Source organism: Nocardia sp. NPDC059240 (genome assembly GCF_042753865.1).
Classification (GTDB): domain Bacteria; phylum Actinomycetota; class Actinomycetes; order Mycobacteriales; family Mycobacteriaceae; genus Nocardia.
This window is the reverse complement of sequence record NZ_JBHZAC010000014.1, coordinates 41,816-57,077: the sequence shown is the minus strand read 5'-3', so window position 1 is coordinate 57,077 and position 15,262 is coordinate 41,816. Positions and strand designations below refer to the sequence as shown.

Genomic DNA, 15,262 nt, shown 5'->3' with positions numbered 1-15,262 from the left:
GCCTAATTCGGGCCAGTGTCGCCGCCTAAGTCAGGCGATGCGCCGCCGCCCATTCCTTGCTCCAGGTCAGCACGGCGGCGAGGACCGGCTCGAGCTTCGTGCCGATGGGGGTCAGGGTGTAGCGGACCTCGACGGGGCGGGCGACCGTCACGAGTCGTTCGACGACCTCGGCCGCTTCGAGCTCCTTGAGACGCTGCGAGAGCATCGCGTCGGTGATGCGGGGGATGCGGTCGCGCAGTTCGTTGAAGCGCAGGGGGCCTGCCAGTAGGTGCTGCAGGATCACGCCGGTCCAGCGCTTGCCGATCAACTCGATCGCGGAGTGGAAGTCGGGTCCGGTCGCGGTGTCGTCACCCACGATTATTCCTTCGCATGCCGTAGTCACTATCACACTTGCTAGCGCACTATGAAAACTATAGCTTGCTATTCATGAACAAGAAGATCGATATCGGGATCGCGTCATTGGCCGATCTGCAGCCGGTCACCGTGGACGGCAGCCCGCGCACGCCGGTCGAACGGATCGAGCAGATCGTGTCGCTGGGTGTGCAGGCGGATGGGCTGGGCCTGGACCACTTCGGGCTGGGCGAACATCACAACGCAGACTTCGTGGTGTCGTCCCCGGCGGTGGTGCTGGCCGCGATCGCCAACCACACCAACAGGATTCGCCTCACCAGTTCGGTCACCACCCTCGGTGCGCTCGACCCGGTACGGGTCTATCAGGACTACGCGACCCTCGATCTGCTCAGCCACGGCCGCGCCGAAATCACCGCGGGACGCAGCGCCTACCCGGAACCGTTCACCCTCTTCGGGGCTGATATGAGCCGCTACGACGAACTGTTCGCCGAAAAGCTCGACCTGCTACTGCAACTCCGGGCGACCCCGACCCTCACCTGGCACGGCGAATTCCGGCCGGACCTCGACGAGGCCGCCATCACCCCACGCGCACTACAGGACCCACTGCCCGTCTGGCTCGGTGTCGGCGGGACACCCGGCAGCGCCGCGCGTGCCGGACACCTCGGCGTGCCGATGATTCTCGGCTATATCGGCGGCACACCCGAACGGCTGCGGACCCTGGCGCAGATCTACCGGGAAGCCGGTGCGCAATCCGGTAATGCCGACAAACTGCGCCTGGGCGTCGCCCTGCACTACTTCAGCGCATCCACCATGGAAGCCGCGGCCGCCACCTACCCCTACTACTACGATTTCCTGCGACCCAAGCACCAGGGCGGAGGCGGATTCACCGTCACCCCAACGCAATTCCAGCTCGGCATGCAACCCGGCCGCCACCTCATGATCGGCACCAGCGACCACGTCACCACCAAACTCGCCGAGCTCTACGACGCGATCCACTTCGACCGTGTCCAAGCCCTCGTCGACTGGGGTGGCCTACCCCGCGAGGCCGTCGAAGAGTCGGTTCACCGCCTCGGCACCGAAATAGCCCCGGCCCTGCGCAGCTACGCCGAAACCGCACATACCGCGCATACCGCGCAAGTACGCGAGGGATCCGTCGCCTGACCTCCTCACGTTGCCAGGTTCCGCTCGGCCCGCGCGGTATAGCCTTTGCCTTCGATCGGATGAGGCGTAGGAGGGGCGTTGGGTACGGATCAGACTCTGTTGCACCGGTTCGTGATCTCTCAGCTGACGACGATGGGCCTGGATCGACATCGCCTGATCAGCGAGTGCGGCGTGCCGGAGTGGACGCTGAGCGGCGGCGGTGTGCACGTGCCCAGCGAATCCTTCTGGCGTTTGTGGGAGGTCGGGGCACACCAGCTCGACGATCCGAATGTGGCGTTGCGGGTGGCGAGCCGGTACGAGCTCAAGGCGACCGGGCTCTACGACTACCTCTTCACCAGTGCGCCCACGCTCGGCGCGGGCCTGGCGACCTGCGGTCGGTATGTCAGCGCCGTCACCACCAACCATCGTTTCGACCTGGTCGACACCGGACACGGGCCGGCCCTGCAGCTCGACATGGTCGACGGTGGCGACGCGACGCGCGACCACACCCAGCTGTGGGGGTTGGCGGCGGTGCTGACGCGGGCGCGCCGTGTCCTGGACAGTCCGCTGAATCCGGTGCGGGTTTCGCTGCGGCGTTCCGCGCCCCGGCGACTGGACGCCTATCGAGAGGTATTCGGCAGCGCCACCCTCGAATTCGAGGCCGACACCGATGCGATGGTGTTCCGTGCCGCCGATATGGAGCTGCCGCTCACCACCGCCGATCCGGTGCTGGCCACCGTGCTGCGGCCGCTGGCCGACGCGCTGCCGCCGCCTCCGCCACTGTCGTCCGCATGGCCGGAACGGGTCGCGGTGGCCGTGGCCGAGGCGCTGGACGAGGGGGAAGTGTCGCTGGATCGAGTCGCGCGCCGGCTCGCCACCAGCCCGCGGACCTTGCAGCGCCGGCTGGCCGATGCGGGCACGACCTGGCGGCGCGAACTGGACCGGGCGCGCTCGGCCCGCCTCGTCGCGGCGTCGACCGGCGGCCCGGTCAGCCGCAGCAGGCAAGCGGAACTGCTCGGCTACGCGGATTCGGCGTCCATGCGCCGGGCGGCATTGCGCTGGGCGGTGGTGACCCGCGGTCATGCACCCAGGGTCGGGGTCACACCTTCATGAATCCGGCGGCGATGCCCCAGAACAGGGATCGCTCCATGATCGCCAGGTCCCAGTCCTCGGTGATCGCGTGGGAGGCGTCGACGATCCCGAGGACATCGAAGTCATCGCGGGTAGCGGTGCCCTTGGCTTCCAAGGCCGCGATCACGTAGGCGACGGCGCCGTCTCGGGAATCCGACAAGGTGTCTCCTCGCACTCGGGTACAGAAGCAGGCCATACCTCTCGGTGTGGTTCGATTATCAAGTGTTGCTACATAATCGCCGATCGGCCAGTGCGAAACGCGTCAGCCTCGGGCAAACGCGTCAAACGGCTGGTCGCACGACACCGGAGCACAGTGTGCTTCATGATTTTCGAGTGAAGAGCGTAGTTGTGGCGACACTTTCGTCGATCGTCGTGCTGGGCGGCCAGGCCGCGGGTGCGGGCCCCGCCCAGGCAGACCGGCCCGCGTCACTGGACCGGCTGGTCGGTCTCGTGGCCGAACGACTCCAGACCGCCGATACCGTGGCGGCCGTCAAATGGGCGGGCGCGCTCGCCGACGGCAGCCAGCCGACGATCGACGACCCGGTCCGCGAAGCTCAGGTATACGACTCCATGGCGAGTTCGGGTGCGGCACAGGGCCTACCGGCCGACTGGGTGCGGCAGGTGTTCACCGCCCAGATCGAGGCGAACAAGCTGGTCCAGCGCGGCCTCGTCGCCCAATGGCAATACGGCCTGATCCCGCCCGCCTCCGCCGCCCCGGACCTCGCCCCGGTGCGGTCCGTCATCGACCGTGTCAACGGCGAGATCATCGACGAATTGGCCGGTGACCGAACCGAACTGACCGAACCCGGCTGCGCCGTACAACTCGCGAACAGCGTCTCGGCCACGGTCCAGGCGACCCACGCCGACCTGCTGCACCAGGCGGCCCTGGTCAGGGCTGTGCTGCCGCTGTGCGGGACATGACATCTCGCGATCTCTCCCGCCGAGACCGATTCGGCCGCAGAATGATCGGGTTCGGTCCTCTGGGAGAAGGCATAGGCGTCGATGCGCAACATCAATCTCGGCAGGTCGTGACATGGAGCCTCCGCGACCCGGTTTCGCGGTGTACCCCCGCACCAGCCCGTTCCTGGATCTGATCGGTCCGCTGTGGTCCCGCAGCGGCGAAGAGGGCCTCGAATTCGCCCTGGCCATCGACAACCGGCACGTCAATGCGCGCGGATTCGCCCACGGTGGCGTGCTGGCGGCATTGGCGGATGTCGCGCTCGGCTACGCGAGCGCCTTCGCACAGGAGCCGCCGCTGCGCCTGGTCACGGCCAGCCTCACCGTCGACTTCGTCGGCACCGCGGCAAAGGGCGACATAGTCATTGCCACCACCGATATCCAGAAGATCGGCAATCGGCTCGGTTTCGCCAACTGCTACCTGTCCAGCGACGGGAAGCGAATCGTGCGGGCCAGTGCCGTGTTCGCCAACGGAGGACCCGGCTGATCGATCGGCGGGAACCGCCGCGGTCGGGTGAATATCCACCGGCGTATCGTCGGTGCGGGTGCATGACCGCGTACTGCGTGTGATTGATCGAGAGCGAATGAACCTTCTCCGAGAGGAACAGTCGTGAGCGATACCCTGCAGATCGGTGATGAGCTCGGTTTGGGCAGCTCGCTACAGAACGGCGGCTACTCCCTGACCCTGCAGAACGACGGAAATCTGGTTCTGGCCGAAGCGGGCACCGAGGTGTGGGCGTCCGGCACACACGGCCAGGACGTGCAGCGAGCCACCATGCAAGACGATGGCAACTTCGTGCTCTACAAATCCGACGGCAGCGCCGCCTGGTCCACCGGCACCAATGGCAAAGGCGCGAACCGCCTGACCTTGCAACCGGACCGCAATGTGGTGCTGTACGCGGGCGACAAGGCCGTCTGGTCCACCAAGACCGCGACCGAACAGACCAGTCCGGCCGCTCAGTCGGGGCCGGGCCCGCATCCGTACACCGTCGAGGCCGGTGACACCCTCGAATCCATCGCGGAACGCGAGCTCGGCAGCCGCGACCGCTTCATGGACATCGTCCGGGCCAACGGCCTCGACAACCCGGACATGATCAATGTCGGCCAGGTCCTGACGATTCCCTGACCGAAAGTCGGCACCCGATCCCGAGAACGAATGAACGCCGTTGCACCGCAACGGCGTTCATTCCTTTGATGATGACCGGCCGCTCAGCTCGGGATGCCGAGAGTGCAGATCACCCGGGTGGTGTGGGCGGGGTCGAGGGCATTGGAGACCATCTGGGTGACGTCGAGGTCGTAGGCCAGGCCGATATGGCCGACCGGATCGAGCGGGCAGGTGTCCTGGACGTAGCTGTTGTGCACGCCGCTCTCGGGCACGAAGGCGGTCTCGGTGGTGTTGAGCAGGGTGGACTTGTGCGGCACCACCAGGACGTCGGCCTTGCTGGCGATGATCGTGTAATCGACGCCGGTCTGCGAGATCTGGCCGCTGTCAAGAGTTTTCACCGCCGATCCGCCGACGATGAGCTGATCGCAGGCCGCGCATCCCAGCGGCAGCACCTTGTCGACCAGGAAGGTCAGGTCGGCGGCCTGCGCCACCGTCACCAGGCCCACGAAGGTGGTGCCGTGGGTCGGGGGAGCCAGGGCGACCACCTTGGCTACTTTCCCGGCGTAACCGAGCACCTTCGGGATGTAGAGCGACTGGAACGCGCCTTCGGAGTGCCCGACGATGTCGACCTTGCTCGCCCCGGTGGCACCGAGAACCTTGTCGATGAATGCCGCGATCTCGTGCGCGGACTTGTCGATGTCGATGGTGCCGCCGACGGGGAATGCCTCTTCGACCTTGCCGTAGGTGAGCGCGTACGTGCAATAGCCCTGTGCCGCCAGCGCCGTCGCCATCGGCCCCACATTGCCCAGGGCGTTGCCGCCGAGACCGTGTAGCAGCACCACCGGTTCGGGATGGGCGGTGCTGGGTTGACACGTGAAATCGTTGTACCCGGACGACGGTGCCGCAGCGGCGATTCCGGAGCACGCGCCCGCCAGCGTCGTCATCGAGACGGCGGCAGCGAGAATGAAACGGTAGAGGGGACGCACGAGAGAACTCCTCATCGAGAAACGCAATAAATTCACACCGCTGCGGTGGTGTAGGGCAGGAACTTATTCCAAAAACCGTTGGGGCGTCTCGAAATTCGGGAATGCTTTCACTGTGCATCGGCACATATCCGGCGGCGGATTGTTGCTATTTCGTCAATGGCGGTAATTCGGGTGCGGGCGAATGATATTCGGCCGATCAGTTGCTCTGCCGGCGCAGGGTAGCCGCGCCGGCGAAGAGGGTGGCCACGGCGAAAGCGGCGAGGACGAGCAGGTCGAGCCAGAGGCGAGTGGTGGGTAGCGGGAAGGTGCCGACTTCGCTCATGGCCTCGGCGGCGTAGCGCAATGGCATGACGTCGCTGGCGATCTGGAGTGCTTTCGACATTTCCTCGCGGGGCCAGATCAGTCCGCACAGCAGGATCTGCGGGAACACGATGGCGGGCATGAACTGCAGAGCCTGGAATTCGGTGCGGGCGAAGGCGCTGGTGAGCAGGCCGGTACAGCAGCCGAGGATGGCGGTGCTGACGGCGATGAGCAGGACCGTCGCGATATTGCCCTGCGTGCGCAGGTTCAGCAGGCCGTAGGCGACCGCGCAGGCGATGGACGCCTGGACGGCGGCCAGGAACGCGAAGGCGATGGCGTAGCCGAACAGCAGATCGAGTTTGTGCAGGGGAGTGCTGAGCAGGCGTTCCAGGGTGCCGCTGACCCGCTCGCGGAGCATCGCGACGCTGGTGATCAGGAACATCGAGGTGAAGGGGAAGATGCCGAGCAGCATCAGGCCGATCTGATCGAAGATGTCGAGCCGGTCGTCGAAGATGAAGCGCAGCAGCGCCAGCAGCAGGCTCGGGATGGTGAGGACCAGGGCGATGGTGCGGCGGTCGTGACGGACCTGGGTGAGCACGCGCAGGGTGGTGGCGAGGGTCAGCGAAACAGACATCAGGCGAGCACCTTTCGGGCATCGGAGGTGTCGGACTGTCGCAGGATCAGGCGCAGGAAGGCTTCTTCGAGGTCGGGTGCGCCGGTGGCGGTACGCAGGTCGGCGGGTGTCTCATCGGCGAGCAGTCGGCCGTCGCGCAGCAGGAGCAGACGTTCGCAGCGATCCGCCTCGTCCATCACGTGACTCGACACCAGCAGCGTGGTTCCTGCTGCAGCGAGTTCGTGGAACTGGGCCCAGATATCGCGGCGCAGTACCGGATCCAGGCCGACGGTCGGTTCATCCAGAATCAGCACGGCGGGATTCGCCAGCAGCGCGCACGCCAGGGAAACGCGGGCACGCTGTCCGCCCGAGAGCGCGTCCACCATGCGATCGGCGATATCGGCCAGGCCCACATCGCGAATCGCGGCATCGGCCGAAGCCGCCCCGGTGCCTTGGATCTTGGCGAAATAGCGGGCGTTCTGGCGAATGGTCAGGTCGCCGTAGACCGAAGGCTGTTGCGTCACATAGCCGACCTGCCTGCGCAGCTCGGCCGCCCCCGCCGGTCGTCCCAGCACGGTGACGCTGCCCGAACGGATGCGCTGCACGCCCACGATGGCGCGCAGCAAGGTCGTCTTCCCTGATCCGCTGGGACCGAGCAGACCGGTCACGCTGCCCGGCGACAGCGCGAAACTGATCTCGCGCAGCACCTGCTGCTTACCGCGGCTGACCTCGAGATCACGCACTTCTATTGTGCTGTCCGGCATTTCGTGTTCCTTCATGATTTGATGCCCGGCACCGCGGCCGACTGGGATTTGGACACCGTGACGGTCAGCTGCGCGTCCGGGTGTTGCGGAAAACCGAGAACGGTTTGTAGTGGCAGGTGAGCTCCGCGGACCCGCACCCACACCGTCAGCGTCGCATCCTCGGTCGTGCCCGGCAGGATCGACGACAGCGATTCGGCGGGCACCAGCGCCTCGATCTTGAATGCGTCCACGCCGCTGAACTGTTCGCGCCCAACGGTTTCCGGGTCACGCAGTGAACGCAACAGCTGCGCCAGGCCGCCGTCGCGTCCGATCATGCCGCTGGGACTGGGAAATCCGGCCGGCATCGGAACCAGAGTTCCCTTGTCGGACTTGCTGAATACCTTGCCTTGTGTCGCGACGAAGTGCGTCACCGAACCGCTGGGCAGCGTCGCCGCACCGGTGGCGCTACCCCCGGCGTCCTTGGACACATCGGCCTCGAGTGCGCGCAGTGGAAAACCCGGCACCGCGCCCTCGGCCCGCAGCATCAGATGCGCGGAACCTATTGCGCCCGCGGAGATCGCGGCGTCGCGCATCATCAGCCCGGCATCGGGCAGTCCCCCCGATCCGTCGGCGCAGCCGGTGAGCGCACCGGCCGTGATGAGTGCGACCACCGCACTCGCGATTCTGAAGCGCACCGGAAGCCTCCTACGGGTAGGGACGCTACCCATAGGCTAGGCGACTTTTCCGTCGAAGGGTAGGCTGACTACCCATGAGCGCAGAAGTGCTGAAAGGGCACCTGGACGGCATGATCCTCGCCGTGCTCGCCGACGGCCCGCGCCACGGCTACGGCGTCATCGACGCGCTCCGCACTCGCACCGGCGGCCACTTCGACCTGCCCAAGGGGACCATCTATCCCGCACTGCACCGGCTCGAACAGGCCGGTCTGATCGACGGCACCTGGTCCAGCGAGGGCGGTCGCCGTCGGCGCACCTACGCCCTCAGCGCCGCCGGTCACCGCCGGCTCGGGGTCGAGCGGGCGTCCTGGCGGGATTTCGTGGCGGCCGTGGGTGGCCTGATGGAGGGGAACGCCGGAATGGGGGAACAGCCATGTCCCGCAGTGTGATCGACGATTATCTCGACGACCTGGCCACCCGGCTGACGGGTACCTGGTGGGAACGCCAGGCGATCCTCGCCGAGATCGGCGACGGCCTGCACGAGGCTACGGAATATCATCGCGCACAGGGGCTTTCGCTCGACCGTGCGCAGGCGGCCGCGATCGGGGAGTTCGGCGGGCCCACGGAGGTCGCCGACGAGTTCGTTCCGGTGCTGTCCGGCAAGCGGATTCACCGCTACGGCTGCACCCTGACCGCCCTCGGCCCGGTGATCGGACTGCTGTGGGGCACCGCGGCACTGCTGGGGTCGTTCAGCGCGGTGCCGCTCTCGCTGACCATCTTCGGCCTCATTGCGATGGCACTCGCCGTCCTCATCGGCGTGCCGTGCGCAGTCGCCGCCATCGCCTCGACCGGCCGCGCCAGCCGATTCGTCCGCATCCCAACCCGATTGGCCGCCAAGGCCCTCCTTGTCACCGCAGCGGTGGCCGTCTTCATCGACGCGACCCTGCTGATCACACTCCTCGCCTTGATCGCCGAAGCCCCCCACGATCTCGTAGTTCTTCCGGTAACCCTGGGCGCTTTGGTCAGCGTCACCCGCATCAGCATCGCCGTCACCAGCGTCCCCCGCCTCGGCCCCGCCCGCGCCCTGGCCCCGGCCACCTAGGGCCAGCAGGCGTCGACAGTGTCCGCGGGCGGTTCTTCGACCATGTCGTTCGTGCCGCCGATCGCCCGGGAATGGGGAATTCCGGGGGTCCATGGTGTCCAGCCGGGATCTCCCTTCCACCGGAAGTCCTTCCAGGCTTGGATCAGCGTCGCCTGGACGGCCTGGTGGGGCGGGGTGGCCGCGTCGACCTGGGCCAGCTTGTCGAAGAGGAACAGCAGGTCGGAGCCGTGGAACGCGCCCAGTTGCGGGCCGCACGGTTCGTCCTCGAGGAGGAAGTGGTGGGCGGTGCCGCCCGCCGCGAGTTGCGCTCGGATCAGGTCGATCGCGGGCCTGCGGTAGACCGCGTCGGTGAGAAAGGCGGCTCGCAGGTCGGCCGGGTCGGAGGAGCCGATCCGGGCGGCGTAGGCATCGGTCAAGGCTGCCGGGTCGCCGACTCCGATCCGGCGTATCTCGTTGTGGAGCTGGGGGATCGGCACCCCGAAGGCGTCGCCCGCGAGACGGCGGAATATCTGCACCTCGTCGCGGGTGGTGCCCACCAGCAGTGGAACGTCTCCGGTGATCGCGTGCAGCGGATGCTCGGGAACCACGGTGCCATCGATGACGGGGCCCCAGGCCCGGCCGCCCGGCAGGTTGCGCTCTCCGATATCGCCGGACACCACCGTGCCCTGCACATCCAGGATCGCTTGCAGTGGCACCTGCTGGAGTTGTTCGAGTCCGTCCAGGTGCAGGGCGTCGAGCAGATCGGCAGCGATCTCGGTGGCCACCTGCCGGTCGATGATCCGTGATGCGTTGCCGCTGTGCAGCATTGCCTTGTCGAACAGGCCGGCCGCGCCGGGGATGCCGAGCAGGGCCCCGATCGAGAATGCGCCCGCGGACTGCCCGGCCACGGTGATGTTGGCCGGGTCCCCGCCGAACCGCTCGATATTGCGCCGCACCCAGGTGAGAGCCGAAATCTGATCCTGTAGTGCGAGATTCGACGACCACCCCTCGAGATAGAGATGCCCGAGCGCGGCGAGCCGGTAATTGATCGTCACCACGACGGCACCCGTGAGGCGGGACAGGGCCGAGCCGTCACTGTACGGCGGATTGGCCGACCCGGCCTCTAGCCCGCCGCCGAATATCCACACGATCACCGGGAGCGGTTCGCCGCCCGGCGGCGGCGTCCACACGTTCAGATACAGGCAGTCCTCCGAGGTCACAGTGATTTCCGCGGTCGGGAAGGTGGGAAACGTGGACCTCCCGTCGCCCGCCAGACCTCCCGCGCCCTGCGCCGGGGCGGGCGCGAAATGCTCGGCCGACCGGACACCGCTCCAACGCTGCGGCGTTTGCGGCGGCCGAAATCGGAGCTCACCGACCGGCGGCATCGCGAACGGGATCCCGCCGAAGCACCTCCCGTCACCGCTGTCCGGCACACCCCGCACAACACCCTCGGTCGTCTCGACTACGAGTCGGTCTGTCACGACGCCTCCCTGGCCTGGAATCCAGCGCGCTCGCGGAAATGCTTCGAGGCTATATCGATTACCGAGAAATACGCGGGACCCCTGCGGCAGGCTTTCGGTTGGGACCCGCCAGACTGTGGGCATGAGTTCTGGTTCGTCGCATCGGCCGTCGCCCGCGGAATTGGCTGCGGCGCAGGACAAGACCATTCCCGATTTGATCGGCCCCGACTTGCGCGTGCTGTTCTGCGGAATCAATCCCGGCCTGTGGTCCGGCGCGACCGGAATGCACTTCGCCCGACCGGGAAATCGGTTCTGGCCCGCGCTGCATCGGTCCGGGTTCACGCCACGGCAACTGCGCCCCGACGAGCAGCGGGAACTGCTCGGATTGGGCTTGGGAATCACCAATGTGGCCGCCCGCACGACCGCCAAAGCCGACCAACTGACCGCCGACGAACTGCGGGTCGGCGGGCGCGCGCTGGTCGATCGCGTCGAGCGGTATCGCCCCCGAGTCCTGGCTGTCCTCGGCATCGGCGCCTACCGCACGGCCTTCGCTCATCCGCGCGCCACCATCGGGCCCCAACCCGAAGGCATCGGCGAAACCGCGATCTGGGTCCTGCCCAACCCCAGCGGCCTCAACGCCCACTACACCCTCGACGCCCTCGCGACGGAATTCCGGGCCCTGCGTGAGGCGCAATAGCCGCCGATGTCGAGACGGGATGTGTTGGTGCGGAGCGATTCTCGGAGCGCGGCCCCGTCGATAACGGCATGACCAGGCCCGGTTGTCTGCCGGATACTCGAGGCATGCAGGACTTCCACACCAATCCCGACAGGCTGAAACAGCCGGTAGAGCTGCAGGATGACGCCGGCATCACTTGGCGGCTCCGCCGGCGGCGGATCGATCTGCGTGTGGCCCGAAGACTGCTGCACGATTCGACGGCTGTCGTCATACTCGGCGAACGCGGCGGCACGCACCCCCGCCTGGTCGCCGACGCGGAACGTCCGCGGCTGTGGAGCGAGATCAGTGGCCACTACCTCGGGCCGGGCGGCGGCACGGCGACAGGTCGTTTTCTGGCGCATGAGTTCCGTGCCGATCCGGATCGGCGAATGTTGTATGTCGAGGAGCACTGCTGATGGTCAGTCGATGACGGGCGTTGTCTGCTGGTCGGAGGGTTCGCGGAAGATGTCGAGGATCCAGGTGATGCCGAACTTGTCGCTGAGCACTCCGTACAGCGGTGACCATTGGGCTGGTCCGAGCGGGACCACGATCTTCGCGTCGACGGCGAGCTTGTTCCAGAACTCGGTGATCTCCTCGGGCAGATCGCCGCGCAAAGCCAGGAAGAACGAATTGTCGCCGCGGTCGAAGGGCGTGTGGGCGGGCACGTCGTAGCCCATCACCCACAATCCGTTGTCGGCGGCCAGCTGTCCCCACATGACGTGGTCGGCGGCCTCGGTGGAGACCGGCACGATCTGCGCCTGCGCGTAGGTGATGAGCACCAGCTCGCCGCCGAACACCGACTGGTAGAACGTCAACGCTTCACGGGCCTGCCCGCGAAAGTTGAGCTGCGAGACCACGTTTACCGCCATGACACTCCTTGCCCTGGTGCTCTTGCCGAGTCGAGAATCCATGGTCGCACTCTCCCGGCCGATGACCGCTCACCGACGCGGTATCCCACTCCTATCGCCGATTCCAGGCCGGGACAAGGATTGATCCACCTTCTGTGGGTTAATCAGTGGGAAGCGGTAGGTGCAGGGCTTCACGGCGCGTGGCAGGAGGGCGGAGCACTATGCAGGAATCGCCACGCGAAAATGGTGCGGACGACTGGATCCCGGATTTCGGTCTCTCGCACACGGGAACGATCGGGGTGACCGTCGCCGCGCGGGCGGAGATGCTTCCCATGTTGCGATCGGTCGTCGAAACCGTGTTGTTGACAGCGGATTTCACGCTCGATGTCGTCGCCGACGTGCGCGTGGCCATCGACGAGATCGTGACCGCGTTGGTAGGAGCCGCGGAGGGAGTAGAGGTTGCGTGCGCTCTGCGCTACGACCGGCATCGGGTCGAGGTCCGAGTGTCCGCGCTCACCAGTACCGCTGATGTCCTGCCGAAGAACAGTCTGAGCCGACATCTGCTGGAGTCGATGGTCGACGGGCTGAGCATCGACTACCGAGCCGACCAGGCGTTGGAGACATACCGAATGGTCGTGTGTTTCGATCGTCGTCGGACCGGTCACTGGGAATGGTGACCGGGAGAATCGAGCCGAATGGTTAGCGCGGCACGAAACGGGTACCCGATTGTTATCGGTCGGATATCGCTGCCGGAAGGTGCGCGACCGAATACGAGTTGCGCCACCGGGCAATCAGCCGGGACGACGACGTCAGTGCGCCTCGGGATCGCCGTCCGGATGGGCCGCGATCAGCGATAGCCGTCGCGTCTTGTCAAAGAATCGGCAGGATCACGATTCGATCACTCGGGCAATTCATGTGTGCCCGAGGCGAATTCACAATCGAGGGATGCCCGATGAGCACGACCACAGCTCGATCGACCCGGATGAAGCCCAAAACCCGACCGGCCGACAGTTACGACGATATCGAGCCGCGGTTCGAAGAACTCGCCGCAATGACCGGCGGAGATCCGCGTAAGCCCGTGCTGCGGAACGAGATTCTGCGGCTGTGTATGCCGTTGGCCGACCATATTGCTCGGCGCTTCGCAGGTCGCGGCCAAGAACTCGAAGACCTGCAGCAGGTCGCACTGCTCGGATTGATTCAGGCCGTGGACCGGTTCGACGTGAGCCGCGGCAGCACCTTCTTGGCCTTCGCGGTGCCCACCATCATGGGCGAGGTGCGCCGCCATTTCCGCGACCACGCCTGGGCGCTGCGAGTTCCCCGCAGCCTCAAGGAGATTCACGGCCGGATCGGTCCCGTCACCGAGGTGCTGGCCCAGCGGCTCGGTCGCTTGCCGACCGCGCGGGAGATCTCCCTGGAACTCGGGGTGGATCCGAGCACGGTTACCCAGGCGCTGGTCGCCCGCAACGCCTTTCGTGCCGAATCGCTGGATCGGTTCACCCAGGCGGAGGAGCAGAGCGCGCCGTCGTCGGTGCTCGACACCCTGGGTGCCGAAGAACCGTGCTATCGGCTCACCGAGGACGCGATGGCCGTGCGGCCCTTGATCGCTCGGCTACCCGTGCGTGAGCGGCAGATCCTGGTGCTGCGCTACTTCGAATCACAGACGCAGGCGCAGATCGCCGAGCGCCTCGGTGTCTCGCAGATGCAGATATCACGAATCCTCACCAGAACCCTGCGGCGACTGCACGATCAAGCGCTCGGAACGAACGCCGAACAATTCGAAGTCGGTGCGGTGCGATAAGTCATTTCGCGCATGTCCGCCGATCATTGGGTGCCCTGTTCCTCGATGGCGGCTATCTTCTGGTGCTCGAACTGGATAGCCGCGATCGGAGCTCGTGAGTTCCACTGGGCCGCCGTGGATTTCATGGCATCCACGGTGCATTCTGGCGGGGAGGTGCGAGCCCCGCACATCGCGGAATCAGTTCTGGCCGTGATGGTCACATGCGGCGCGAGCGGCGCAGCCAACGGTGGTCCGCACGTGGCGCTCCACGTCTGCTGAGGTGTCTGGTGCAAGTGGACGGTGCTGTAGGTCAGCACATTGTCACCGGAGAGATCCACGAGTTCCACTATGTTCTTGTCCCAGATGCCCGGCCCGACGATCGGTGCCGTGCAGGGTGATTCGACGGCGGGCTTCCAGGCGGTCGGCGGAACAGCCCATGTGTCGGAATCATCCGAACAGCCGTTCGTGAACAGCACAGCCGGCGCGAGTAGCATCATCGCGGAGAATCTGCGGAGCCGCCGCCCTCGGATTCGATCGGACATCATGCGCAGCTCCCACCGTTGAGTTGACCGAGATATTGGGCGACGATGGTGGCGATGCGCGTCCCGATGAGTGCCGCGTCGTCGAATCCACCCGAATCCACGTGCGCGGCCAGGGCGACGGCGAGGGTGCCGGAGTGCGTGGCCAGCAGACCGAGTTGCCGGACCGAGTACCCGCCGCCGGTGTCGTCGGGCCCCCAGCCGCCCTTGAACCGGGCACCCAGAAAGCTGCCCAGACCCCAGCTCTGAACGGGGACGACCTGACCCATCAACTTCTCCACCGGATCGGCGTCCCGCAGGCACGGCAGCCGGGAAGCGAAATGCACCTGGTTCGTCAGCGACCACACGGTGGTGCCGAAAGCGAGAGAGTCGGCGGCCCAGTTGTGGTTGGCCGGGTTGTGGCGGTCGGCGACGTCGGTCGCGGCATCGCCGGATTCGCGCAGAACGGTCTCGACGGCCACCGCAGCCTGCTCGGGTGTGCCGAGCGACTGCCACAGAGCGTATGCGGCGTCATTGTCCGAGGCCGTGATCGCCGCGGTCAGGTTGTCGCCGAGCCCGCTCGCCTGGTGCCGCAATGCGGCGATCGCCAGCGGTATCTTGATCGTGGACCACGCCACTCCGTTGGACCAATCGCCCAGTGTGACAGGCCGATTGCCGCCCACCGGCAGCAGCGCCAACCCGACCTGGCCGTGGGTTTGCGTCCGCAGCGCCGAGAAATCATCGAGCAGTCCGGAAGGGACGACAAGATCGCTGGTCGAAGTCGCGTGCGCGCCCGGCCAGATCGCGCAGGACGCCATCACCGGTAGCGTCGCGACCACCAAGGCGAGGCGGGACAGCCTGTT

General features: G+C 66.4%; 21 protein-coding genes. 11 read left to right on the top strand and 10 right to left on the bottom strand.

The genetic code is table 11. The features are described 5' to 3' along the window. Positions 1 to 25: 25 nt before the first annotated feature. Positions 26 to 355, bottom strand: coding sequence for a winged helix-turn-helix transcriptional regulator (locus ACFXHA_RS37960; protein WP_379364958.1), 330 nt, complete (start codon positions 353 to 355; stop codon positions 26 to 28). A 71-nt stretch (positions 356 to 426) separates the two neighbouring features. Between ACFXHA_RS37960 and ACFXHA_RS37955 the strand changes: the two genes are divergently transcribed. Both ACFXHA_RS37955 and ACFXHA_RS37950 read left to right on the top strand, forming a co-directional pair. Beyond that, positions 427 to 1,512 carry an LLM class flavin-dependent oxidoreductase gene (locus ACFXHA_RS37955; RefSeq protein WP_379364956.1) on the top strand — a complete coding sequence of 362 codons (1,086 nt, stop codon included), beginning with the start codon at positions 427 to 429 and terminating at the stop codon, positions 1,510 to 1,512. A gap of 78 nt (positions 1,513 to 1,590) precedes the next feature. Then, positions 1,591 to 2,604 carry an AraC family transcriptional regulator ligand-binding domain-containing protein gene (locus ACFXHA_RS37950; RefSeq protein WP_379364954.1) on the top strand — a complete coding sequence of 338 codons (1,014 nt, stop codon included), beginning with the start codon at positions 1,591 to 1,593 and terminating at the stop codon, positions 2,602 to 2,604. Here ACFXHA_RS37950 and ACFXHA_RS37945 read toward each other — a convergent pair. Beyond that, a complete protein-coding gene (locus ACFXHA_RS37945; RefSeq protein WP_379364952.1) occupies positions 2,591 to 2,782 on the bottom strand; it encodes a hypothetical protein in 192 nt (63 codons plus the stop codon). The genes ACFXHA_RS37950 and ACFXHA_RS37945 overlap by 14 nt on opposite strands. 173 nt (positions 2,783 to 2,955) lie before the next feature. Between ACFXHA_RS37945 and aroQ the strand changes: the two genes are divergently transcribed. The 3 genes from aroQ to ACFXHA_RS37930 all read left to right on the top strand — a co-directional run bounded on the left by aroQ (position 2,956) and on the right by ACFXHA_RS37930 (position 4,705). Beyond that, the gene (gene aroQ, locus ACFXHA_RS37940; protein ID WP_379364950.1) at positions 2,956 to 3,543 is read left to right on the top strand and encodes a gamma subclass chorismate mutase AroQ; all 588 of its coding nucleotides are present in this window, start codon (positions 2,956 to 2,958) and stop codon (positions 3,541 to 3,543) included. A gap of 112 nt (positions 3,544 to 3,655) precedes the next feature. Next, the gene (locus ACFXHA_RS37935; protein WP_379364948.1) at positions 3,656 to 4,066 is read left to right on the top strand and encodes a PaaI family thioesterase; all 411 of its coding nucleotides are present in this window, start codon (positions 3,656 to 3,658) and stop codon (positions 4,064 to 4,066) included. A 123-nt stretch (positions 4,067 to 4,189) separates the two neighbouring features. Beyond that, the gene (locus ACFXHA_RS37930; protein ID WP_379364946.1) at positions 4,190 to 4,705 is read left to right on the top strand and encodes a LysM peptidoglycan-binding domain-containing protein; all 516 of its coding nucleotides are present in this window, start codon (positions 4,190 to 4,192) and stop codon (positions 4,703 to 4,705) included. An 83-nt stretch (positions 4,706 to 4,788) separates the two neighbouring features. On the opposite strand, the gene ACFXHA_RS37925 is transcribed toward ACFXHA_RS37930, so the two are convergent. From ACFXHA_RS37925 to ACFXHA_RS37910, 4 genes are all read right to left on the bottom strand, one after another. Next, positions 4,789 to 5,670, bottom strand: coding sequence for an esterase/lipase family protein (locus ACFXHA_RS37925; protein ID WP_379364944.1), 882 nt, complete (start codon positions 5,668 to 5,670; stop codon positions 4,789 to 4,791). 196 nt (positions 5,671 to 5,866) lie between these two features. Next, the gene (locus ACFXHA_RS37920) at positions 5,867 to 6,604 is read right to left on the bottom strand and encodes an ABC transporter permease (protein WP_379364942.1); all 738 of its coding nucleotides are present in this window, start codon (positions 6,602 to 6,604) and stop codon (positions 5,867 to 5,869) included. Continuing rightward, the gene (locus ACFXHA_RS37915; RefSeq protein ID WP_379364940.1) at positions 6,604 to 7,347 is read right to left on the bottom strand and encodes an ABC transporter ATP-binding protein; all 744 of its coding nucleotides are present in this window, start codon (positions 7,345 to 7,347) and stop codon (positions 6,604 to 6,606) included. The genes ACFXHA_RS37920 and ACFXHA_RS37915 overlap by 1 nt, the downstream gene beginning before the upstream one ends. Before the next feature lie 11 nt (positions 7,348 to 7,358). Further along, a complete protein-coding gene (locus ACFXHA_RS37910) occupies positions 7,359 to 8,021 on the bottom strand; it encodes an LppX_LprAFG lipoprotein (protein ID WP_379364938.1) in 663 nt (220 codons plus the stop codon). Positions 8,022 to 8,095: 74 nt separating this feature from the next. Between ACFXHA_RS37910 and ACFXHA_RS37905 the strand changes: the two genes are divergently transcribed. Both ACFXHA_RS37905 and ACFXHA_RS37900 read left to right on the top strand, forming a co-directional pair. Continuing rightward, a complete protein-coding gene (locus ACFXHA_RS37905) occupies positions 8,096 to 8,449 on the top strand; it encodes a PadR family transcriptional regulator (protein ID WP_379364936.1) in 354 nt (117 codons plus the stop codon). Further along, entirely contained in the window at positions 8,434 to 9,102 is a 669-nt protein-coding gene (locus ACFXHA_RS37900; protein ID WP_379364935.1) for a hypothetical protein, read from the top strand. The genes ACFXHA_RS37905 and ACFXHA_RS37900 overlap by 16 nt, the downstream gene beginning before the upstream one ends. Here the strand turns inward: ACFXHA_RS37900 and ACFXHA_RS37895 are convergent. After that, positions 9,099 to 10,562 carry a carboxylesterase/lipase family protein gene (locus ACFXHA_RS37895; protein WP_379364933.1) on the bottom strand — a complete coding sequence of 488 codons (1,464 nt, stop codon included), beginning with the start codon at positions 10,560 to 10,562 and terminating at the stop codon, positions 9,099 to 9,101. The genes ACFXHA_RS37900 and ACFXHA_RS37895 overlap by 4 nt on opposite strands. A gap of 121 nt (positions 10,563 to 10,683) precedes the next feature. Between ACFXHA_RS37895 and mug the strand changes: the two genes are divergently transcribed. Both mug and ACFXHA_RS37885 read left to right on the top strand, forming a co-directional pair. Next, positions 10,684 to 11,238, top strand: a complete 555-nt coding sequence (gene mug, locus ACFXHA_RS37890; protein WP_379364931.1) for a G/U mismatch-specific DNA glycosylase — start codon at positions 10,684 to 10,686, stop codon at positions 11,236 to 11,238. A 104-nt stretch (positions 11,239 to 11,342) separates the two neighbouring features. After that, a complete protein-coding gene (locus ACFXHA_RS37885) occupies positions 11,343 to 11,672 on the top strand; it encodes a hypothetical protein (protein WP_379364929.1) in 330 nt (109 codons plus the stop codon). Between the two features lie 3 nt (positions 11,673 to 11,675). On the opposite strand, the gene ACFXHA_RS37880 is transcribed toward ACFXHA_RS37885, so the two are convergent. Beyond that, positions 11,676 to 12,125 (bottom strand): VOC family protein, encoded by a 450-nt coding sequence (locus tag ACFXHA_RS37880; protein ID WP_379364927.1) that lies wholly within the window; start codon positions 12,123 to 12,125, stop codon positions 11,676 to 11,678. Positions 12,126 to 12,325: 200 nt separating this feature from the next. On the opposite strand from ACFXHA_RS37880, the gene ACFXHA_RS37875 reads away from it, so the two are divergent. Together ACFXHA_RS37875 and ACFXHA_RS37870 are read left to right on the top strand one after the other, a co-directional pair. Further along, the gene (locus tag ACFXHA_RS37875) at positions 12,326 to 12,781 is read left to right on the top strand and encodes a hypothetical protein (protein ID WP_379364925.1); all 456 of its coding nucleotides are present in this window, start codon (positions 12,326 to 12,328) and stop codon (positions 12,779 to 12,781) included. A gap of 275 nt (positions 12,782 to 13,056) precedes the next feature. Beyond that, positions 13,057 to 13,902 (top strand): RNA polymerase sigma factor SigF, encoded by an 846-nt coding sequence (locus ACFXHA_RS37870; RefSeq protein WP_379364923.1) that lies wholly within the window; start codon positions 13,057 to 13,059, stop codon positions 13,900 to 13,902. Positions 13,903 to 13,925: 23 nt separating this feature from the next. Here ACFXHA_RS37870 and ACFXHA_RS37865 read toward each other — a convergent pair whose 3' ends face one another. Both ACFXHA_RS37865 and ACFXHA_RS37860 read right to left on the bottom strand, forming a co-directional pair. After that, on the bottom strand, positions 13,926 to 14,378 hold the full coding sequence (locus ACFXHA_RS37865; protein WP_379364921.1) for a hypothetical protein: 453 nt from the start codon (positions 14,376 to 14,378) through the stop codon (positions 13,926 to 13,928). A gap of 44 nt (positions 14,379 to 14,422) precedes the next feature. Then, positions 14,423 to 15,217 (bottom strand): hypothetical protein, encoded by a 795-nt coding sequence (locus ACFXHA_RS37860; protein ID WP_379364919.1) that lies wholly within the window; start codon positions 15,215 to 15,217, stop codon positions 14,423 to 14,425. Between the last annotated feature and the right edge of the window lie 45 nt (positions 15,218 to 15,262).